This is a genomic window from Streptomyces sp. NPDC030820 (genome assembly GCF_055572075.1).
The window spans coordinates 72830-93083 of record NZ_JBVIEB010000020.1 but is presented as its reverse complement, the minus strand read 5'-3'; the positions used below and the strand labels follow the sequence as shown (position 1 = coordinate 93083).

At 69.6% G+C, this 20254-nt stretch carries 18 protein-coding genes and 2 pseudogenes; 7 read left to right on the top strand and 13 right to left on the bottom strand.

Annotation, left to right across the window (positions count from 1 at the left end; genetic code table 11):
• Window positions 1-3: 3 nt before the first annotated feature.
• The 6 genes from uca to ACZ418_RS38125 form a co-directional block, all read right to left on the bottom strand.
• Entirely contained in the window at window positions 4-3597 is a 3594-nt protein-coding gene (uca, locus tag ACZ418_RS38150; RefSeq protein WP_468372192.1) for an urea carboxylase, read from the bottom strand.
• Complete coding sequence (locus ACZ418_RS38145) at window positions 3594-4394, bottom strand: urea amidolyase associated protein UAAP2 (RefSeq protein ID WP_468372190.1); 801 nt, start codon at window positions 4392-4394, stop codon at window positions 3594-3596. Before ACZ418_RS38145 ends, uca begins: the two co-directional genes overlap by 4 nt.
• Before the next feature lies 1 nt (window position 4395).
• Window positions 4396-5307, bottom strand: coding sequence for an urea amidolyase associated protein UAAP1 (locus ACZ418_RS38140; protein WP_468372187.1), 912 nt, complete (start codon window positions 5305-5307; stop codon window positions 4396-4398).
• Window positions 5308-5369: 62 nt separating this feature from the next.
• The gene (locus ACZ418_RS38135) at window positions 5370-6974 is read right to left on the bottom strand and encodes an amino acid permease (RefSeq protein WP_468372185.1); all 1605 of its coding nucleotides are present in this window, start codon (window positions 6972-6974) and stop codon (window positions 5370-5372) included.
• Between the two features lie 1162 nt (window positions 6975-8136).
• On the bottom strand, window positions 8137-8544 hold the full coding sequence (locus ACZ418_RS38130; protein WP_468372182.1) for a hypothetical protein: 408 nt from the start codon (window positions 8542-8544) through the stop codon (window positions 8137-8139).
• A gap of 103 nt (window positions 8545-8647) precedes the next feature.
• Complete coding sequence (locus ACZ418_RS38125) at window positions 8648-8809, bottom strand: hypothetical protein (RefSeq protein WP_468372179.1); 162 nt, start codon at window positions 8807-8809, stop codon at window positions 8648-8650.
• 234 nt (window positions 8810-9043) lie between these two features.
• Here ACZ418_RS38125 and ACZ418_RS38120 point away from each other — a divergent pair, with 234 nt between their 5' ends.
• Complete coding sequence (locus ACZ418_RS38120; protein ID WP_468372176.1) at window positions 9044-9241, top strand: hypothetical protein; 198 nt, start codon at window positions 9044-9046, stop codon at window positions 9239-9241.
• Here ACZ418_RS38120 and ACZ418_RS38115 read toward each other — a convergent pair.
• On the bottom strand, window positions 9220-9447 hold the full coding sequence (locus tag ACZ418_RS38115; RefSeq protein ID WP_468372174.1) for a hypothetical protein: 228 nt from the start codon (window positions 9445-9447) through the stop codon (window positions 9220-9222). The genes ACZ418_RS38120 and ACZ418_RS38115 overlap by 22 nt on opposite strands.
• Before the next feature lie 524 nt (window positions 9448-9971).
• Here ACZ418_RS38115 and ACZ418_RS38110 point away from each other — a divergent pair.
• Both ACZ418_RS38110 and ACZ418_RS38105 read left to right on the top strand, forming a co-directional pair.
• On the top strand, window positions 9972-10277 hold the full coding sequence (locus ACZ418_RS38110; RefSeq protein ID WP_468372172.1) for a trypco2 family protein: 306 nt from the start codon (window positions 9972-9974) through the stop codon (window positions 10275-10277).
• The gene (locus ACZ418_RS38105; RefSeq protein WP_468372169.1) at window positions 10267-13527 is read left to right on the top strand and encodes a trypsin-like peptidase domain-containing protein; all 3261 of its coding nucleotides are present in this window, start codon (window positions 10267-10269) and stop codon (window positions 13525-13527) included. Before ACZ418_RS38110 ends, ACZ418_RS38105 begins: the two co-directional genes overlap by 11 nt.
• Before the next feature lie 65 nt (window positions 13528-13592).
• Here the strand turns inward: ACZ418_RS38105 and ACZ418_RS38100 are convergent, their stop codons facing one another.
• Window positions 13593-14135, bottom strand: a complete 543-nt coding sequence (locus tag ACZ418_RS38100; protein ID WP_468372166.1) for a hypothetical protein — start codon at window positions 14133-14135, stop codon at window positions 13593-13595.
• A gap of 111 nt (window positions 14136-14246) precedes the next feature.
• Between ACZ418_RS38100 and ACZ418_RS38095 the strand changes: the two are divergent.
• Window positions 14247-14471 (top strand): annotated as a pseudogene (locus ACZ418_RS38095) (hypothetical protein); the annotation flags it as partial.
• Between the two features lie 208 nt (window positions 14472-14679).
• On the opposite strand, the gene ACZ418_RS38090 reads toward ACZ418_RS38095, so the two are convergent.
• Both ACZ418_RS38090 and ACZ418_RS38085 read right to left on the bottom strand, forming a co-directional pair.
• Complete coding sequence (locus ACZ418_RS38090; protein ID WP_468372163.1) at window positions 14680-15309, bottom strand: class I SAM-dependent methyltransferase; 630 nt, start codon at window positions 15307-15309, stop codon at window positions 14680-14682.
• A gap of 106 nt (window positions 15310-15415) precedes the next feature.
• A complete protein-coding gene (locus tag ACZ418_RS38085) occupies window positions 15416-16678 on the bottom strand; it encodes a beta-ketoacyl-[acyl-carrier-protein] synthase family protein (RefSeq protein WP_468372161.1) in 1263 nt (420 codons plus the stop codon).
• Between the two features lie 66 nt (window positions 16679-16744).
• Here ACZ418_RS38085 and ACZ418_RS38080 point away from each other — a divergent pair, with 66 nt between their 5' ends.
• Window positions 16745-17362, top strand: a complete 618-nt coding sequence (locus ACZ418_RS38080) for a TetR/AcrR family transcriptional regulator C-terminal domain-containing protein (RefSeq protein WP_468372158.1) — start codon at window positions 16745-16747, stop codon at window positions 17360-17362.
• On the opposite strand, the gene ACZ418_RS38075 is transcribed toward ACZ418_RS38080, so the two are convergent.
• The 3 genes from ACZ418_RS38075 to ACZ418_RS38065 form a co-directional block, all read right to left on the bottom strand.
• Window positions 17273-17788 carry a hypothetical protein gene (locus ACZ418_RS38075; RefSeq protein ID WP_468372156.1) on the bottom strand — a complete coding sequence of 172 codons (516 nt, stop codon included), beginning with the start codon at window positions 17786-17788 and terminating at the stop codon, window positions 17273-17275. The two genes, ACZ418_RS38080 and ACZ418_RS38075, sit on opposite strands and share 90 nt — an antisense overlap.
• A gap of 404 nt (window positions 17789-18192) precedes the next feature.
• A complete protein-coding gene (locus tag ACZ418_RS38070; RefSeq protein WP_468372154.1) occupies window positions 18193-18933 on the bottom strand; it encodes an SUKH-3 domain-containing protein in 741 nt (246 codons plus the stop codon).
• 55 nt (window positions 18934-18988) lie between these two features.
• Entirely contained in the window at window positions 18989-19510 is a 522-nt protein-coding gene (locus ACZ418_RS38065; protein WP_468372152.1) for a hypothetical protein, read from the bottom strand.
• 270 nt (window positions 19511-19780) lie between these two features.
• On the opposite strand from ACZ418_RS38065, the pseudogene ACZ418_RS38060 reads away from it, so the two are divergent.
• Together ACZ418_RS38060 and ACZ418_RS38055 are read left to right on the top strand one after the other, a co-directional pair.
• A pseudogene (locus tag ACZ418_RS38060) lies at window positions 19781-20071 on the top strand (transposase); the annotation flags it as partial.
• A 55-nt stretch (window positions 20072-20126) separates the two neighbouring features.
• Window positions 20127-20252 carry a hypothetical protein gene (locus tag ACZ418_RS38055; protein ID WP_468372149.1) on the top strand — a complete coding sequence of 42 codons (126 nt, stop codon included), beginning with the start codon at window positions 20127-20129 and terminating at the stop codon, window positions 20250-20252.
• Window positions 20253-20254 lie beyond the last annotated feature (2 nt).

Below are 20254 nucleotides of genomic sequence, written 5' to 3'. Positions count from 1 at the left end.
CGTTCATGCCCGCACCGCCGCGACGATCTGGCCGGGGGCGACCTGTTCCCCGGGCTTGACGTAGATCTCCAGCAGCGTCCCGGCGGCGGGGGCGTTCACGGGGGACTCCATTTTCATCGCCTCCAGGGAGAGGATCGCATCGCCGCTCGCTACGGTGGCGCCTGGCTCGGCGGCGATCTGCCAGACGGTGGCGGTGAACGGCGCGGTGACCGGGATCGCCCCGTCCGGCACGGTGACGGCAGCGGCGGCGGTCGGGGGGTCGGGATCGTCGTCGCGGTCGAACTCTCCTGCGGCTCGCCAGCATTCCTTCTCGGCCTCGAAAGCGGTGCTCTGCCGCCGGCGGAACGCGGCGATCGAGTCGGCCTCCGCGGCCAGGAACGCGTTGTACTCGGCGACCGAGAAGGTGCCCTCCTCGGTCGGGAAGTCACCACGCCCGGCGTCGGTCTCGGCCCGCAGTTCGAGCAGTTCCTCCGCGGTGACGGGATACCACTCGATGCGGTCGAAGAAGCGCAGCGCCCACGGCGAGTCCTGGAACAGGCCGCCCTTGCGGAACCGGTTCCAGATCTGCACGGTGCGGCCGACGAACTGGTAGCCGCCGGGGCCTTCCATGCCGTAGATGCACAGGTAGGCGCCGCCGATGCCGACGGAGTTCTCCGCGGTCCAGGTGCGGGCGGGGTTGTACTTGGTGGTGACCAGGCGGTGCCGTGGGTCGAGCGGGGTGGCGACGGGGGCGCCGAGATAGACGTCGCCGAGGCCGAGCACCAGGTAGGAGGCATCGAAAACGGTGCGGTAGACGTCGTCGGCGGTCCGAAGGCCGTTGACTCGGCGGATGAACTCGATGTTCCACGGGCACCACGGGGCGTCGTCGCGCACACCGGCCATGTACCGCTCGATGGCGAGCCGGGTCGCCGGATCGTCCCAGCTGAGCGGCAGCCGCACCGTGCGGGAGGGAACCACCAGTTCGTCGCTGGGCGGGACTTCGTCCTCCAGTTCGCGCAGCAGGGCGGTGAGATCACGTGCCTTCAGCCGGCGGGCGTCGGTGTGGATCTGGAGGGAGCGGATGCCCGGGGTGACGTCGAGGATGCCGTCGGGCGCGTGCGCGGCGAGGGTCTCCTGCAGGGCGTGGACCCGCATCCTCAGGCCGAGGTCGAGCACCATGGGGCCGTACTCGACCAGGACGTTGTCGTCGCCGTCCCGGCGGTAGGTGACGGCGGGGCGGGCGCCGGTGGCCTCCAGGCGGCCGAGTACGCCGTCGTCGCCGTCTCCGCCCGTGCTGATCAGCGTGGGGGAGGAGCGGCGGGCATCGAGAGCGGCCGCCTCGGCCTCCCGGACCGGTACGAAGCGGACGGTGTCGCCGGGGCGGAGCTGGCCGAGTTTCCACAGTTCGCCGCTGGCGACCACCGCGGGGCAGACGAAACCGCCGAGGGACGGACCGTCGGGGCCCAGGATGATCGGCGTGTCGCCGGTGAAGTCCAGGGCACCCACCGCGTACGGCGTGTCGTGGATGTTGGAGGGGTGCAGCCCGGCCTCACCGCCGTCCTGGCGGGCCCACCGCGGCTTGGGCCCGATCAGGCGGACGCCGGTGCGGGCCGAGTTGTGGTGGACCTTGTAGTCGGTGGCGTAGAGGGTGTCGATGTCCTCGCGGGTGAAGAACTCGGGCGCCGCGTGCGGCCCTTCGGTGACACCGATCTGCCAGTGCGAGGTGATCGCCGGCCGGCGCCCGGGCGGGGTGGGGCCGCCGCCGGCGGTCGACGAAGCTCCGGGCCGCAGTACGTCTCCGGCGCGCAGCGCCCGACCGGCGTGCCCGCCGAAGCCGCCGAGGGTGAACGTGGAGGCGCTGCCCAGGTATTCGGGTACGTCGATGCCGCCCCGGACGGCCACATAGCTGCGCAGGCCCGGCCCTCGGCAGGCGCCGAGCACCAGGGTGGCGCCGGCCGGGACCGTGACCGGCTCCCAGAGGGCTACCGCGCAGCCGTCGACTGTGACCGGGACGGGAGCGCCGGTGACGGCGACCACGGTGGTGGCCGAGAAGCGCAGGCTCAGCCCGCCCGCGGTGACCTCCAGGCCAGGCACCTGGGCCGGGTTGCCGACGGCCAGATTGGCCTCGGCGAAGGAGACGGCGTCGAAGGGGCCGCTCGGCGGCACGCCCACGTGCCAGTGGCCGAGCCGGCCCGGAAGGTCCTGGACGGTGGTCATCGTCCCCGGCACCAGGACGTCGATGCGCGGCTCGGGGTCGGCCGCGGTGGCGAGCGTGCTGGTACTGTGCACGGCCTCGCGCACCTCGCCCCGCGAGGTCAGCTCGCGCAGCAGGCCCAGGTTGGTGACGATGCCGTCGACCCGGCTCGCGGCCAGGGCCTGGCCGAGCACCTCGAACGCGGCCTCCCGGGTGGGTCCCTTCGCGATCACCTTGGCGAGCATGGGGTCGTAGTACGGCGAGACCTCCAGACCGGTTTCGGCAAAGCCGTCGACACGCACGCCGGGGATCTCGCCGGCGCCCTGGCCGGGGAAGGCCGCCCTGGTGATGAGGCCCGAGGACGGCAGCGAGTCCTTGCCGGGGTCCTCGGCGTAGACGCGGGCCTCCACGGCATGGCCGGCGGGCGTCCACCTCCGCTCGAACACCGCGTCCTCGACCCAGCCGTCGCGGGCCAGGACGAGCATGAGTTCGACGAGGTCGACGCCGTACGCCTCCTCAGTCACCGGGTGCTCGACCTGGAGGCGGGTGTTGACCTCAAGGAAGGCAGCCTCCTCGCGCACGGGGTCGTAGACGAACTCCACGGTCCCCGCGCCCCGGTAGCCGACCGAGGCGAGCAGCCGGCGCGAGGAGTCGTGCAACAGTTCCCGCACATGGGGAGGCAGGGCCGGGGCCGGGGCCTCCTCGATCACCTTCTGGTTGCGGCGCTGCAACGAGCAGTCCCGGTCGCCGAAGACGGCGATCCGGCCGCAGCCGTCGCCGAAGACCTGCACCTCGACATGGCGGGCGGGGCGCACCAGGCGCTCCAGGAACACCCCGGCGGACCCGAAGTTGGACTCCGCGAGCGCCGCGACGCGGGCGAAGGCCCCGCGTACCTCATCGGCGGTGGCGCAGGCCTGCATGCCGATGCCGCCGCCACCGCCGGTGGCCTTGACCATCACGGGCAGCCCGATCGAGGAGGCCGCGGTGACGGCCTCCTCGGCGCTTGCGAGTAGCTCCGTCCCGGCCAGCAGCGGCACCCCGGCGGCCTTGGCCAGGGCGCGCGCGGTGTGCTTCTCGCCGAAGGCGGTGATCTGGTCGGCGGTCGGTCCCGCGAAACGCAGACCGGCCTCCTCCACGGCACGGGCGAAGGCGGTGTTCTCGGAGAGGAAGCCGTAGCCGGGGTGAACGATGCCCGCGCCATGGGCGAGCGCGGCCTCGATGATCGCCTCCCCGCGCAGATACGAGGCGCGGGCGGGCGCCGGACCGAGGCGGACCGCGTGATCGGCCTCGCGGACGTGCGGGGCGGCGCGGTCGGCGTCGGAGAAGACGGCGACGGTGCCCAGGCCCATCCTCCTGGCGGTGCGGATCACGCGGCGGGCTATCTCGCCGCGGTTGGCGACGAGAACGGCGGTGGGGCGGGTCACGCGGCTCCCTCCGCGGTGCGAGCGGCTTGCGCGGACCGTGCGTCGACGTCGACCGGTGCCGGTTCCACGACGATCATCCGCAGCGGAGTGGGGTTGAAGTCGTTGCAGGGGTTGTTCATCTGCGGGCAGTTGGACACCACCACCAGCACGTCCCTCTCGGCGCGCACCGCGACCCGGCGGCCCGGCGCCGACATGCCGTCCACGATGCCGAGCGCGCCGTCCGCCTCGACGGGCACGTTCATGAACCAGTTGAGGTTGGAGACGATGTCCCGCACCCCGAGGCCATGCCGGCCGGCCTCGGCGAGGAAGTTCTCGCGGCAGCCGTGCTGGAACATCACATGATGTCCGTAGCGCAGGGTGTTGGACTCCTTGCCGCACGCGCCGCCGATGGTGTCCTGGCGGTCGACCTCGTTGGCGACGACGGTCATCAACGGGCGGCCCTCGCTGCTGCGCAGCACGGTGCCGGTGCGTACGTAGGCGTTGCCCTGCCAGGCCAGGGTGTCGGGGACGCTGTAGCGCTCCTCGGGATCGTCGGCGTTGTAGAGCAGACAGTCGGCCGACTGGTTGCCGCCGACGTCGACGATCGTCAGGACGTGCCCCTTGCGCACCACCGCCGACCAGGGCGCGTTGGGGGCCACCGTCTCGTCCAGGACGATGCCGCCCTCGACCAGGCTCGCTCCCCAGTCCAGGGGGGATCCCTCCGCGTGGACGGCGCCGACCGGGACGGTGGAGGCGACCGTGCCGCCGTCGGCGGCCGGGTAGCTGACGGGCGTGGTCCCGGTCCGTGTGGTCGCCATGTCACAGCCCCCGGGCTTCGCAGTAGTCGACGGTGTTGAGGTACGCCCGGTGCAGTTCCGGAGTCGCCGTGAACCGCGGCTCGTCCGGGCCGGTCGGGGCACCGCGCCAGGCGTGCACCCGCAGTGGGCCGACGACGTAGCCGGGACGAGGGTCCAGCGGATGGGCGGCATTGGCGAGCAGCACCAGCAGGGGCATCTCCGCGACGAGTTCGACATGCGTGCCCGCACCCGCGCTGCCCTGCCAGGCCAGGGTGCCGTCCGGCTCGACGCGCACGCCCTGGAAGAAGGAGAGACTGGGCGGCAGGTCGCGCCGGCTCAGACCGTGCTTGGCGGCCGCCTTGAGGAAGAGCCCGCGGCCGGACGGCGACGGCCCCTCGTGGCGGGCGTCACCGTATTTGCGCTCGTTCCAGGCGTCCGTGGTGGTGCCGCAGAAGGCGTCGTGCCGACCGGAGGAGTCACCGCTGACCACGGCCAGGACCCGGCCGTCGCCGGACAGCAGCGGATGGTTCTGGCCCGGATACGCCTGCCACGGCACCTTCTGGGTGTCGGCCACGTTCAGCCGCTCCACCGGCTCCAGGGCGTTGAAGAGCAGCAGGTGGGCGCAGGCGTCACCGCTCGGGTCGTCGAAGCGCAGCCGCGTGCCGCGGGCAAGTACCTTGTGCGTGTAGCCGCCGGGCGCCACCGTCTCCGCCCACACCAGGGCGGCCGCGTCCACCCCCGGCGGGCAGTACGGGCTGTCCGACGCCGGAAGGTACGGCATCCATGCGCCGGCCTGACCGCCTTGGGCGCGGGCGTCCTCGCGGGCACTTCGGACGCTGTCGGTCAGGTGCAGATCACGGGCGCGGGCGGGAGCCTGCCCGGTCGGGTAGCGGCCGTGCTGCGGTACGGCCGTCGAGCTCTCGGCGGTGGTCATGGATGTCCCGTCGTCCCTTCGTCGGTACGTCATCGGTGCGTCCCCTCGCGTCACACGGGCCCTCAGGCGGGCTCGGCGACGGCCTGCGCGTCCAGGGACGGTTCGGTGTGCGTGTGGGGTACGTGCCTCAGCTCGATACGGCGGTGCAGCCGGCGGGCGAGGAAGTAGCCGGCACCGGCGGCGAGGCTGAGCCCGATGAACAGCAGGGCGCTCCACCGCAACCACCACGTGCCGCCGGTGAGGTCGTAGATCTCCGCACGGGGCCAGATCAGGTTGACCGTCATGCCGGCCTGGTAGAGCACGGCGAGCGCGTTGACCGCCACTCCCCATCGGCCCAGCGAGAACAGGGGTCGACCGGTCTCGTCGACGCCTACCGGCAGCCCGCCGCTGCGCCTTCGCCGGATCCGGGTGACCAGCAGCGGCACCGTCACGCCCAGATAGGCCAGGTACAGCAGGGCGATGCAGAGGCTGGAGAGAGCGGTGAAGATCGCCGACTGGCGGATGTTGACCACGAGCGCGATCGCGGCGCCGACGCCCACCACGACCGACGTGCTGATCGGCGTACCGGTGCGGGCCGAGACCTTGCCGAGGTGCCGGTGGAAGGGCAGGGCGCCTTCGCGCGCCATGGAGTACATCATCCGCGCCCCGGAGGTCTGTACGGCCAGGGTGCAGGCGAACACCGCGACTGCCACGCAGCACAGCAGCAGGCGGCCCAGAACCCCGCCGAGCCGGTCGGTGAGCACCCAGGACAGACCACCGGCTGCCAGTTTTCCGTCGGTCAGGCTGTGCGCCGCCATCAGCCCCGACAGGATCAGCAACGCGCCGCCGACACCCGAGGTGATCAGGGCCCGCAGGATGGTCCGGGGAGTGGTTCGGCGCGGGCTGTGGGTCTCCTCCGCCAGCTCGCCCGCCGAGTCGAAGCCGACCATCACGTACGCCGCCATCAGTGAGGATGCGAGGAAGGCCCCGAAGTAGCCGCCGTGGCCGGCCCAGCCGGTGGGGTGGGCCACCACCTGCGGACCCCGCTCGGGCAGGAAGAAGAGGATGAGCACCAGCGCGAGCACGCCGATGATCTCGACCGTGACGCCGAAGCTGGTGGCGGCGGCCATCTGGCGGATGCCCAGGATGTTCACCACCGTGGTGATCACCAGCAGAACGCATCCCAGCAGGACCGCGTTCTGCGCGCCGGTCGGGGAGCCGACCGACGGATCGGCACCCGGACCGCCGACGATCTGGAAACCGGACCAGATACCCGGCAGTACCGCCTGCGCCGCGATCGCGGCCGCCGCGACCGTGAGTATCTGCCCGATGATCATGATCCAGCCGATGAACCAGCCCGTCGTGGTGCCGGCCAGCCGGCTCGACCACTGGTAGATCGCCCCGGATATGGGCCAGCGTGCGGCCAGTTCGGCGAAACACAGCGCGACGAGCAGTTGGCCCGCGAAGACCAGCGGCCAGGTCCAGAAGAACGCCGCGCCGCCGAGACCGAAGCCCAACCCGAACAGCTGGAAGACGGTGGTGAGGATCGACACGAAGGAGAACCCCGCGGCGAACGACGCGAAGCTGCCCACGCCGCGGCGGAGTTCCTGCTGATAGCCGAAGAGGGCCGGGCTGGTCGTACCACCGCCGCCAGGGCTCTGCGCAAGAGGGAGTTCGGGCCGGCTCATCGCCGCACCTCCGATCGTTCGACAGATACCTGTCGCTTGATAGGTATTGCGATCGTCGGCCGGACCGGTCTCACCCCCGAGTCCGGGAAGTTAACTTCGCGTATCCGCGGAACTCGCCCTCGGAAAGGACTGGGTGGCACGGTCGGGGTCCCGCTCGCGGACCCTGCGCAGCGAGGGAATTGTGAGGCGCACCGGCCATGCCCAGAGCAAGCGAGTGCCGGATGCCCGCGACGGGGAGATGCCCTCCGGTCGCCCCTCGGGCGCGGGCGGCGTTCCGACCTCCCGGGCGTGCAACATCGGCTGCACGCCGGTCATCGACGCCGACGACGAGGCTCTCACGCGGGCCCGAGAGCCAGCGTGCAACCGTTCGCCGAGGGCCGCGGCCCGTTCGCGCATGCCGATCAGACCGTAGCGGGAGCCGGGGTGACTTCCGTGTGAACCAGCGGGGTGTCGCCGGGGTTGGTGACGGTGACGGTGAGTCGGTAGCCGGTGTAGGTGAGCCGGACCTTCGCGGTGGTGGCAGCGGAGTGCTTGGTGACGTTGGTCAGGGCTTCCTGGATGATGCGGTAGGCGGCCAGGTCCGTGCCGGGCGGCAGTGGCTGCGGCTCGCCGTCGGTGGTGACGGCGACGTCCAGGTCGGCGGGGTGGAACGACGCGGCCGGCTCGGGCAGCAGCTGGAGTCCCGGGGCGGGTACGAGGGGCCAGTTGACGGCTTCCCTTCTGGCTGGGGCCGGTGCCGTACATCAGTGCCCGTACGGGCAGGGACGGCGTTCCCCGGCTGCGGCGGGTTGTGGCCGTGGACGACGACACGGGGCCGCGGCTGTGCCGTGGGGGCGGCACTGCGCTGATGCCGGCGGCGAAGGCGACGGCGGTGTTCTGCTCGTCGGTGTGCCGGTCGCGGCCGGCGCCGGATGCGGCGGGCACGGGGGATGACCGAGGCGGTGAACGCCGGCGTGATGGCCAACGCCCGGAGCGCGGCACGTCCTGGACGGTCGGCGTCGACCGACCAGTCTCGGCTCAGTTCGCCTATGCAGAAAGCCACAAGCTGTGAGCCGCAGTACGGCAGGCCATGAACGCCGGCAAGAGCATCCGCTGACGCACAATGGAGGCCCGGACTGCCACTGACCGTCGGGCCCCTGCGGCAGCGGAGTAGCAGCGCCAACTACGTGACGATGAGCAGGACGATCCACATGACGGCGGCGAGAATCGGAAGCGCATAGGCGATCAGCGGCATCGCGCTGGGACCAGAGATGCGGCTGGCTGTATAGGTTTCCGCGTAGTCCGGTAGGCGCTCTGCAGTACGTCGTTGGATCGCCCGGTTGTAGCGGTGATATCGGTGTCCTACGTATGCCCAGATGGCGGTGAGAGCGAGCCCGAAGCCGGCCAAGACACGTGCTGCCGCGTGAGTGGTGCCCGATGTGGCAGTGGTGCTGTAGGCAACCGCCAGGAGAGATTGGGCGAGGAGGAACAGGTTTCCGCGCTCGAAGATCATGGTGTCGGTGTGGAGGTGGTGCTCCCACAGACGGGCGTCTGCGTCGCGCCGCTGGTCGTCGTACTCTGCCGTCGTCATGCGGCAGGTCTGCCCGCGGCTTCAGGGGAACAGTCGACTCCGGCAAGGGGCACAGCAGCACGACCGGCGTGAACCGCGCCGAGGGAGCGCTGTCGTCGCAGAGTCACACGGTGGCGACCGCGGCGACGTCGACGTCGTGTTGCCTCGCGACGTCGCGTCGGCTTCCCTGGCAGGCCTGGGCGGTGGAGCAGTCGTGCTGGACCTGGGCGCGGACGGCCTCGGCATCGATGGTGATGTCGGTCTGGGAACGCCGCAGGCGGTGCATGGTTCTGCGTGACAAACCGGCGGCGAAAGGCGACGGCGGTGTCCTGCTCCCAGCCTTCCTCAAACGGGCCCGCGCAGGCGGCGCATACAGCAGCGCGGGGTGCGAGACCGCGTATCCGGCGGCCATAGGATCGCTCCGCACCCGGGGTCGCACGCCCATTCGCGAACTGGTCGGAACCGACGGGCCGGGCGGGCCAGGCGGGGCGGCGGACGGGTCACGCTGGAGCGCGGGACCGTGTTCACCCTTGCCGAGGTCGAACGCCTCATGGAGAAGGGCTCCCGAACCGGCGAGGACCTGGACGGCCGCTACTTCTGGTGCTCCGACGGCCTCATCGTTCGAGACCCCGGCATCGACAACATCACGCAGGTGCTGACCGGCCTGCTCGACTGCGGTGACTTCGCGCAGGTCCTTCACCGGCTCGACGACGAATGACTGTCCGGCGCCCATTCTGAAACGATCAGTTGGACGGCCGAGGAGTACAACGGCACCAGGGCCGGGACGTTCTCTTCGGCCGTGACCTCGAACTGGTGGCCGCGGCGTACAGGGTCATCCTCGGCGAGCACGGCCACCACGCACCGCTCCGGCTCGAACGCCCATGTAACCAGGCATCCGCGCACGCGCCACATGAGCTGGTCCACGTCTAGAGGCCGACCGGGCCCAGCGCCCGCATCACGACCACTGACGCGTCGTACGCGGCCAGGATGCCGTGGTCACGGGCACCGAGGCGCTCCATGGTCACCTGGCACCGGCGCCACCTGTAGAACACCGTCCGGCCGGGGAGCCGACCCGGCCACGATCTCCACCGCACACTGCGGCCCGTACGGGAAGCGCGACTCCGGCAGCTCGTACGGGGTCGACGTCATGGCAGGCAGCGTGCCACTCAACAAGAAGCCATGGCACCGCAGTCCGGTGCCGACGGCAGGCCGAAGGCCGACGGGGAACCGCGCGACAGGAGAGGCACCCGTTCGGCGGTGAGCCGCAGGCGGTGAGAACCCGTTCCCGCGTCGAACTCATATCCCATCGTGACGTACGACTTTCCCGACACCAGAAGGAGAGACTTCTGCGGAAACCCACCGCGTTATGCCGAAACGATCGGCATGCCGGGGGCGTAGTGCGTACCATTTCAGCGCCCGGAGTTCGAGTCGGTCCAAGGGGGAGAGCAATGATCGAGCTGTCGGCCGTTCTGAGAGATCTGCGGGAAGAACTTGAGCAGTCCATCGCAGCAGCCAACGGGCAGGCCCTCAAATTCGAACTGGGATCGGTCGAGCTGGAGGTGTCGCTCGCGCTGGAGAAGAAAGCCGGAACCTCTGCGAAGGTGAAGTTCTGGGTCGTGGATCTCGGCGTGGACGGATCGCTCAACCACAATGCCGTCCAGCGGGTGAAGTTGTCTCTGCAGCCCACGGTCGAGTCGGGTGGTGTCAGAACGCGTCCCTTCGTCTCCGGTACGGCCGGCTCTCATGAGCAGTGACGCAGGCGGACTTCGTGTTCTGAGCGGGCTGGACGATCGTCAGGTCGTCCAGATCGTCACCGTGAGCGAAGACGGTGGTGGCAGACGGGGATCCGGCTATCAGGTCGCATCGGGCCGGGTGCTCACCGCTGCGCATGTCCTTGACGGCGCGTGCCATGTCCGGGTTCGCTTTCTGGACGACGGTGGCGCCCCCAGCGACATCGAGGCCGACACGGAATTTCTGCACTCCGGGCTTGATATCGCGGTCTTGAGGCTTCGTTCGGTATCGGGCGCCGGTGGTGACGATGTCCCGCCGCAGGTGCAGGGGGCTCCTCGGTACGGGCGGCTGAGCGGTGCCGTGCCGTGCGAAGCGATGGGCTTTCCCCTCTTCAAGCTTCGCCGTGAAGGGGGCACGCGCGAGAGCGGGATCGAGTATCGTGACACCCGGCATGCGTACGGGCACGCCGCCGGTCTGTCGGGGCGGCGCGAAGGCACGCTCGAGATCACCGTCGAACCTCCCGGCGACATCCCGGACTCCGCCCGTCATTCGCCCTGGGAGGGCATGTCCGGGGCAGCGGTGTGGAGCGGGGGCTGTCTGATAGGTGTCGTCAGCGAGCACCGCGCCACCGACGGCGCGGGGACTCTGACCGCGAGCCGGGTCGACCGGTGGCATCAGAAGCTCTCCCGCGAGGAACGCGACACGCTCCACACCTTGATCGGCCTGCCCCACCACCCGGGCAGGCTGAGAGACACCGACCCGCGAGCACAGCGTATTCACGCCTACCTGTCTGCGGCACTCGCTTCGACGCGAGAACACCCGTACATCGGCAGCATCCTGGGCGCGGCCCCACCGCTGACCGACATCCATGTCGGTCAGCGAGCCCGCCCGCGCGGATCAGGGGCCGCTGCCATCGTGTCGGCCGAACTTTCCGCGGACGAGCTGATGCATCGCCTGCTCCACCAGCCCGAGGGTGTGACGCTACTGACGGCCGGGTCGGGAGGCGGCAAGTCGACCTTGCTGCGCATGGTGCTGGCATCCCTCGCCGCACGACGTCTCGCAGGTGAGGACGTGGCTGTGCTGCCGGTTCTCCTCCGAGCCAGCGACCTGGTGAGGAAGGAGTCGTTACCGCAGGCCATTTGCCGCGCTGTCACCCGGGACCTGAGCAGGTTCGGGCTGCTGGAGGAGCCATCCCTGGACGTCTTCCGCGCCGAGCCGGAACGCGGCGTTCCATGGCTGGTGATGGTGGACGCCCTGGACGAGATCCTTTTGCCGGAGCAACGACGCGAAGCGCTGCAGACCATCGCGGCTTTCGGCTGCCGGGACCAGGCCGAACACGGCAGCAGCCCCTTCCGATTCCTTGTCACCACCAGACCCCTCCCTGAAGACCACCTGAGCATCCTGGGAGCGGACACTCAAGCTTTCGAACTGCTCCCCTTCGACGCGATAGAACTCCACCAGCTCGCGGTGAACTGGTTCCGCGCGTTCGGCCGTGCCAGTGCTGAGCCGATGGCGCCAGGATCGGTGCGGTCCCCCTGGGCCACGGACGGGATGGGCACAGTCCCCCTCATGGGCGCCCTCCTGTGTGCTCTTCGCCTGGCAGCACCGGACGAGCCTCTACCGGCCGACCGAGGCGACCTCTTCCGGCGTTTCGTCGGAGCTCTCGCCGACCGCCATCATGCCGCCGGCCTCGCAGGCATCAGGGAGCAGACACGCCAGGCACTCGGCCGCTATGGAGACGCGGTGCTGCACCAGGCCCAGCTGACCGTCGACAGCTTCTTCACGATGGTGGCCGAGGTCGCCTCCAGGCAGATCGCCCTCTCCGCCGCCCTCATCGCGCCTGCCGCCCCGGTCCGCAGAGACTTCAGCGTCCTCGACGCCGTGCGCGGGCGCCCGGAGGCGACACGGCCCGACCCCGTCCCGGAGGAGACCTGGCTGCAGTTCCTCGGCGATCTCCTCAGACACAGCGGCCTGTTCACGGAGGACGAATCCGGGTTCCACTTTCTCCACCAGACACTCGCCGACTACCTCGCGGCTGAGGCCGCCACCCGATCCGCCAAGCAGTGGAAGAAGGAACTCCGTGCGTTCCTCGGCCCCGGCCTCCTTCCCGATCTGCCGGGTGGCCGCCGAGCCCGGACGGCCCGTCGCACCGCCCACATGTCGTACATCGGTTTCCTGCTGGACGCGGAAGCGGCGGACGGGAGCGGCGGCCGTACGCTGCACCGGCTGGCCCGCGACGGAGAGCTTTCGGACCTGGAGTTCATCGCCTCCCAGGCACGGCTGGGGACCCGGCTGAAGCGAGAAACGGTGACGACGGCGACCGAAGCGCTGGCCTCGATAGCCGGCCGACCGAACCTCCTGCACAACTCGTCGCTCCGGGCGGCCCTGGCACTGGCCGATCTCAATGATGCTCGTGCACAGTCGATCCTCCTCGGCATCGCCCGGGACGCGAACGCGGCCGGCCTCTCACCCCTGCCTGTCATCCGGTCCAACGAGGCAGCCGGGAAACTCATGCCTCTGTTCAACGGCCTGGCCAGAGTCCAGGCGGCGTTCAGGGTCGCCGAAGGCGGGGACGAGCGCGGAGCGAAGATTCTGCTGGAACTGGTGCACGGAGACGGTCTCCATCCGCTCGCCCGGGTCTTCGCGGCAGGCGGCCTTTCCCAGCTCGGGCACGACAACGCCCAGGAGCTGCTGTTGTCCCTGGCCAAAGACAGCCGCTTCGACGGTTCCGGGCGTGCCCTTGCGGCTCGCCTGCTCGGGGTGCGGTTCGGCGACCCGCGCGCCCGCGCGATACTCGTGGCCATGACCCGCGACCAGGGCCTCGATCCCGTATCACGTGTCAACGCCGCACATTCGCTGTCCAGGCTGGAGGATTCACGGGCCCGGACCGTTCTTCTGGAACTGGCCAATCCTGCCAGCTGTTCGGACTGCAGTGTTCTGATCAAGTCCTTCGTCCACGTCAAGGCAGCCAGAGTTCTCGCCGAATTCGACGATAAGCGCGCACCGGAGCTCTTGCGTTCACTGGCGCAGAACGCGAACGTGCATCGCTACTACCGCCGTCGCGCGAAGATCATCCGGGCCATGATCCACAAGGGTATCCCGCTTCGGGCGCGCTCGGAGGAGGACCGCCTCAGACTGGAAACAGACATCCGCGAAATGACCTATGGCCGGCAGATCCGGCTCCTCACAGCGTACTTCCACCTACAGAACCGCATTCTGCTGCCCTTCGCGCTGAGGAGATCGGAACGATGGACCGAACGCGGTCCGCTGTGACCGTGATTGGCTGGTCAGCGTGTTCAGGCTGCGGGGAACCGACTGCGCTGCGTGTGGGGCCTGTTCTACGGTGAGTGCTCTGCAACACCACCAAAGAGGGCGCCCATCGCGCCGCCTGCGGCCCGGCGCGGCAGAAGGGCGCCGGTGGATTGAGCCAGGGCCGTGGTGGGGCAGATCCAGATCTCCGGGCCCTGCCCGACAGCGAAGACGGTCTCACCGAAAGTACCCAACCGCCACATGGCAGCCTGGTCGTCCCCGGCTTCCGCTACCGCGGCCAGCACCGTACTCAGCAGCGCGGCGAACCGGGCGTCGATCTCCGCCACGGCCCGGGCTTCCTCGCACGCAGCGGGGACCGCCGCCCGCCGCGCCATCACCTGATCTGGATCGGGCTCCTGCGTCTGGAGCAGGTCAGAGTACGGTTGCCACAGCCGGCGCAAGATGACCGCCGCCGCATCCACGTCCGGCTGGGTGATCTGCCACGAACCGGCTTGCAGGGTCCGCGTTGCGGTGGTGAGTGCTTCCTCGTACGACGTCGCATACCGAGACCCTCGGCGCGCGGCCCCAGCCGCAGGCAGCAGGTGGTCCTCGACGCAACGGGGCATGACCATGCCCGGCAGTAGCGGTGACCCACCGACGGTGGGAGGCCAGCAGGGCGAAGGGATGGGGACTGGGGGACGGCCCCGAGCTACAACGTCACCAGCAACCGCTCGACAACCTCGATGCCGCCCTGGGGAGTCGTGGTGACGACGGCTCAGGACGTCGCGTGGGACCTGCTCGCGCCCGCGGGCTCAAGCGCGAGCACCGCATCGACTCCAAGACTCTGTTCGATCCTGGTGAAGCTGTCCTTCGGAGTGGTCGCAGGGGCCGGCGCTCTTGTCGCCCCGGTCGTCGCCTACCGGCGCCAGCGCGTCGACGAGGAAGGCGCCATGGTTCAGGTATGCAGGGCGGACCACCCCCGCATCGGCGGGGAGGACCGCAGAGCGGGCCATTGCTCGCACCGCCGCGGTGGCCGCACCGCCGGAGCCTTCGTGACCTGGACGGTTGTCACCTCCGGCGATGTTCAGCGGACGCCGGCACAGAACGCGGCGCTTCGGACGAGCTTCATCCACGCGGATGATCTACACCACCCCGGCCCCGTCCACGGGCCACGCTCTACGGGCGGCGGGCCAGCAAATGGGTGTCGAGGAAGCCCCGTTCGGACGCTGGATCGTGGAGCAACCGAGCCACCATGATGAGTCCGGCCCCGGCCAGCAACTCGGCAAACTGCTCCGCCGGCCAGCTATAGGCGGGCGCCACCTTGTGGTCGAACCGGACCGGCTCCGGCCCCTCGGTCCCGAAGAAGGACACCAGGAGCAGGCCCCCTGGTGCCAGGACACGCACCTGCTCAGCGAGCAGCGCGGGCAATTCTCCAGGTGGGGTATGGATCATCGAGTAGTGGGCCAGCACTCCGCCGAGCGCGCCGTCCTCGACCGGCAGGGCCTCCATTCGCGCTTCGTCGAACCGCAGCGCCGGATGGGCCCGCCGGGCGTGGGCGACCATAGCCGGGGAGAGATCGAGCCCGAAGGCGTCCAACCCCAAGTCGTGCAGCATGGCGGTCAGATGGCCGGGTCCGCACCCGACGTCGGCTGCCCGCAGATTCCCCGTGCCACGCACGAGCTCGGCGAAGATGCCGATCATGTTCCGCGCGAACGGCCGCGTCTCCAACCGATTATCGAACATCGACGCATACAGCTCGACGACCCCGTCGTAGGCCGCCCTGGTCTCGTCCTGGTGGTTTAACACGGGAAGGAAACCTAACACGCGTGCCGTTCGCCGCCGTTCTCCGGCCCCATACCGACCCTTCCACATGGCGGCCGACCCTCCACGGACAAGGGTGCGTTCGCGTGAGTCACGATGTGGTCGAGGCTGTATGGGATGCGTGGTGCCGTGCGCCGGTGACGATAAGTGAGACGTTCTGTCCACCGAAGCCGAAGGAGTTGCTGAGCACGGCCTCCTGGGGGACGTCTCGTCGCTCTGCGACGACATCGAGATCGATGTCGGGACCGACGCCAGCCGTGGTGAGGTTGCGGGTCGGTGGGATGACGCCGTGCTCCACACTGAGGACGGCGATGAGCGCTTCGATCGCGCCGGCTGCGCCAAAGAGATGGCCGAGCGCTGCCTTGGGGGCTGTCACGGTGGCGCGGCCGAAGACCTTCCCGATCGCGTGTGCCTCGGCGACGTCGCCGACCGGAGTTCCGGTGGCGTGGGCGTTGATGTGGCTGATCTGCTCGGGAGCCAAGCCGGCTTGCGCGAGGGCCTTTCGCATAGCCGAGATCTGACCGGAGCCGTCGGGAGCGGGCGCCGTGATGTGGTGAGCGTCGGCGGCGATGCCGGCGCCCGCGAGCACCGCATGGACGCGCGCGCTCCGGGCGTTGGCATGCTCGGCGCTTTCGAGCACCACGACAGCGGCGCCTTCGCTGAGGACGAATCCGCTGCGGTCCGCGGCGAACGGCCGGGACGCTGACGCGGGCTCGGCGGTGTGCCGCGACAGTGCTTGTGCCTGGGCGAAGCCGGCGACGGTGATCGGGGTGATCGCGGCCTCGGTCCCGCCCGCGATGACCACGTCCGCTTCGCCGGCACGGATGAGCCTGGCCCCCAGGGCGATCGCCTCAGCACCGGAAGAGCACGCCGAGACGGGCGTGTAGACACCAGCCCGTGCGCCGTACTCGATACTGATCAGCGCCGCCGCCGCATTGGGCATGAGCATCGGCACCGTGCGTGGCGAGACGCGCCGAGTCCCGGCCGCCTCCAGTACGTCGTCTTGCTTCAACAGCGTGCGTACGCCACCGATGCCCGTGCCGATCGCCGATGCGAGCCTGTCCGGGTCCACCCCCGGGGCACCTGCATCGGCCCAGGCTTCGGCCGCCGCGGCGAAGGCCGCCTGCTGCGCGCGGTCGAGCCGCCTGGCCTGCACCGGCAGCAGCAACTCTGCGGGGTCGATCGCCATTGTCCCCACGACGGTGTCGGGAAGGCCGGCGTCCTCGTGGCCGTGCAGGACGCCGCCGCGGATGCCGGACTCGCCGGCAAGCAGGGCGTCCCAGGTGGACACCACGTCTCCACCGAGTGGTGTGATCGCGCCGAGCCCGGTCACGACGACTTCAGTGCGTTGCATGTGCTTCGACCTTTCTTGTATGCCATACAAGCTGGCGGGCTTTGTTGTATCACATACAATCGAGGGGTGGAGAAGAAGCGAACCGAAGCCCGAGCAACGCCGACTCCGGCGCTCGACCGTGGTCGCGCAACGAGGCGCCGGCTGATTGAGGTCACTGCCCGGCTATGCAAGGAGCGGCCCGGCGCCGAGGTGAGTGTTGCGGAGATCGCGAACGCGGCAGGCGCGTTCCCCAATCAGGTCACCTACTACTTCGGCTCCAAGGACTCGCTGCTCGTACACGCCGCCTTTCTCGGTTTGCTGCACGACACCCGACGGATTGAGCGCATCGGTCGCCAAGCCCCGGATGCGGCGACATTTCGGCGCAACATCGCCCGCGCCGTACTGGCCATGCCCTCGCTCCCATCGGTCGCGCGAGCCCTCGCAACCGGGATCTCCAAGCCCGAACTCGCCCCCGTGGTCGACCAGCACCTCCAGTTGCTGTTCCGGCAATCCGAGCGCTTCGTGAGCCAGCTCATCGACGGTCGCGGCTGGAGGGCCCGTCGACCACTCGACGTGGAGGCGAGGACGTTCTGGAGCACCGCGCTCGGCGCAGTGCTACTCGTCCGCGCCGGGGCACACGGCACCAACGGCGACCTCGACCTCGCTGGAGCATTGACCATCCACGACGACCCCGAGCCCGGCTAGCTCAGCCGACCGGGTCGACGGCGGCAACGTGCGTGGTTCCCGTGCGACGGCCACCTCGCCCGCCGGCTCGGATCGGCCGGCAGCCGGCGCCGGCTGCCGGGATGGGGTGGGGAAGCCGACCGGGGCGCTCAGCGGCCTCGTCAGGCGCCCCTTCGCCCACTGCTCGGCCGCCTCGGGGTCGGCCGGCACCGCGTGCAGCGTGTCCTGGACCTCCTGCCGGGTGTCGTCGCTGATGCGCTGCCCCGCGTGGGCCGTCAGCTCGCCGGCCTGCCGGAGCCAAGCGAACGTGAGCTGGTGCCGCTGCGCCGACGGCTTTTGCAGCTGCTCACCGTCCAGATCCCGGTGGGCCTGTCGCAGCGTCTCACCCAACTGCAGCAGCCGCTGCACCTTGTCGGGCTGTTCGCACACCAGCAGGTTGCTGGCCACGCCGCCTGGGTCGGGCGTCGCAGACGCCGGATCTGGTCGGCCAGCTCGCGGTCCCCGCAGCGCGGGCCGACTGCGCCCGTTCGTCGCGGGCAGCGGTGAACTCGCCCGGCGGCAGGCCGTAGAGCTCATCAGCAACAGCGTCCAGATCCACGCTTCCCTCCCGCCCGCCAGGCCTGATATGCCGATTTTGTCACTAGTTGTTCATCAACTCAGCGAAGGCGCGGACGTGTTCGGCGGTGCGGTCGAGTTCTGGGCAGCGGGCGAGGATCTTCTTGAGGTGCTGAGTCTGGTCGTCGAGGCGGTCGGGGTGTCGGGTGAGCCAGCCGGTGACGTCCCGAACGGACGGGTGTTTGCGGGGCGGGTCGTTGTGTGGGTGGGCGTCCCGGAGTGGCCTCGGGAGCGGTTCAGTCGGCGGTCTCGATCCGCTGCGGAGCGATGCCTAGGATGAGTTTCTCAAGCGCCTCCGGGGCGGGGCCGAATGTGGCCAGCCAGGTCTCGACCAGGTAGATCTCGCTGGTCTCGTCGATGCCGAGGAAGAATCTGCCCTGATCGAGTTCGCCGATGGGGAAGATTGCGCGCCCGGTTGTCGCGCTCCAGTCGGCGAAGCGGTCCTCCTCGCCGATCAGGTTGTCAGGGTCGAAGTTGAAGGGGGTCTTCGCGCAGGTGATGCCTGGTCCGCTGATCTGCACGTCCAGGTCGCCGAACTCCGTCAGGAAGGCTTCGGCGGCATCGTGCATGCGGACCAAGCCGTTCTTCTCGAGCGTCTCGCGCCAGCGGTCGATCGGGATGCGCCGTCCCGGCCACCAGCCGGCGGTGCGCAGAGTGTCCTCGATCACGCCGGTTTCCCGTAGTGACACCGCAGCCGCATCGACCCATGCCTGGTCCACCGGCACGTTCTCGGGCCAGCCTGGCCGCCAGTTCGCCTGCCACTGGGCGAAGTCGTCACGGAGGAACTGCGGGTCCACTGGCTTGAGTCGCAGTTGCGGTCGGTGATCGGCCCACCAGACCTCGAATTCGGCCTCGGTTCCATTGCCTGGCCAGCGTTCTGCGACCGTCGGCAGAAGCAGAACATCGACGAACCCTCCGACCGGAAGACCGATGTCGACGAAGATCCCGATCGCACCCGGCCTCGGGACTGCCGTCACCGTCCCTCGGAACCTTTGCCCGAACCGCAGGCCGCGACGGATTCGAATCCACTCTTCAGCGCTGACCACCCGGACATCCTGGCATTTCGCTGTTGCGCGTGGCGGCCGGACAGTCGTGGTGGTGGGGCTGGGGGCTAACGACGTTGAGGATGGGGTCTTCTCCTTCCGGGATTTCGAAGACGAAGACGACGCCGGAGGGGGTGGCCTGGACGGCGCACTGGTTGGCGAAGGTCAGGGGTGTGTATGGCTGCCAGGCGCAACCGACGTGGCCGAGAGCTTCGATCACTTCGGCGTACGTGGGGTGGCCGGTGAACGCCCGCTTCTCGACCAGCTCCGCAGGGAGTTCAACGGTGTCTCGCCAGGTCTGGAGGCAGATCAGGACGATCTTCTGGCAGCGGCAGACGCTCAGCTCAAGGTCGCCGTAGGCGAACAGACGCGGCCATGACCGACGCTTCCCGACGACCACTTCAAAGGGCTCGCCGAGCGCTTCGGTGACCGCGCCCCAGGCGGCGCCGTTCGCGACCGGACCCAGCTGCCCCGACCGGGCAAGTTCCGTCAGGACGTCGAGTAGCTCCATGTGGCGGGAGCCTGCCATCTGCGGCGATGGACTGTCGAACGGCTTTGGGCGGCCTCAGGCCGTCTTCTTCGGCTGGCTCTTCTGGCGCCGCAACTCACGGATGCGGTCCTGCGCCGTGAACAAGGATGGCGTCCCTTGTGGTGGTGTAGCCGATCACGGTTGGGGAGTGCGCCGGGGCGTGTGCTGACGTGATTTCCGCTTCCTGCCCGCAGGGCGGGCTACCGTGCAACTCTCCGTTGTGAACGGCCAGTTCAACGCGGGAGGTGCAGGGTGGCCCTGTCTCAGCATGACCTACTCCGGTTGTTGGAGTCACTACGTTCAACGGACGGGCTCGAACTCGTTCGGGGTGTGGCCGAGCGAATGCTCCAGGAGCTGATCGAGGCCGAGGCCCCGGCCCGGATCGGCGCGGAGTGGAACGAGCACCTGCAGAACCCGTGGACCCGCGAACGGGCCCAGGACTGGGCGGACGCCCGGAACGAGACGCGCACCGCGCTTCGCAACGGCAACCGCGACAAGACGCTCAGCACCCAGGCCGGCGACTTGGACCTCGCGATCCCTAAGAGCACCTCACAGAAAGCCTGGTCGTAGCCATATCCCCTTCCTGGCTGAGTCAGCAGTGCTGCGGGAGGCGCGCGGGCCCGAGCTGTACGAGGCCGTACTGGCCGTCCGACGCGTGGAGGCGGAGCTGTTCGCGATGTTCACCGACGCGGACGTCATCGAGGCCGTCCGCTGGCGGTATTGACT

Coding starts and splice junctions, on each gene's coding strand:
- ACZ418_RS38145 (WP_468372190.1), bottom strand. CDS start 4,394: ATGGCGACCACACGGACCGGGACCACGCCCGTCAGCTACCCGGCCGCC.
- ACZ418_RS38140 (WP_468372187.1), bottom strand. CDS start 5,307: ATGACCACCGCCGAGAGCTCGACGGCCGTACCGCAGCACGGCCGCTAC.
- ACZ418_RS38135 (WP_468372185.1), bottom strand. CDS start 6,974: ATGAGCCGGCCCGAACTCCCTCTTGCGCAGAGCCCTGGCGGCGGTGGT.
- ACZ418_RS38130 (WP_468372182.1), bottom strand. CDS start 8,544: ATGACGACGGCAGAGTACGACGACCAGCGGCGCGACGCAGACGCCCGT.
- ACZ418_RS38125 (WP_468372179.1), bottom strand. CDS start 8,809: ATGCACCGCCTGCGGCGTTCCCAGACCGACATCACCATCGATGCCGAG.
- ACZ418_RS38110 (WP_468372172.1), top strand. CDS start 9,972: ATGATCGAGCTGTCGGCCGTTCTGAGAGATCTGCGGGAAGAACTTGAG.
- ACZ418_RS38105 (WP_468372169.1), top strand. CDS start 10,267: ATGAGCAGTGACGCAGGCGGACTTCGTGTTCTGAGCGGGCTGGACGAT.
- ACZ418_RS38100 (WP_468372166.1), bottom strand. CDS start 14,135: ATGGTCATGCCCCGTTGCGTCGAGGACCACCTGCTGCCTGCGGCTGGG.
- ACZ418_RS38085 (WP_468372161.1), bottom strand. CDS start 16,678: ATGCAACGCACTGAAGTCGTCGTGACCGGGCTCGGCGCGATCACACCA.
- ACZ418_RS38065 (WP_468372152.1), bottom strand. CDS start 19,510: ATGGAGCTACTCGACGTCCTGACGGAACTTGCCCGGTCGGGGCAGCTG.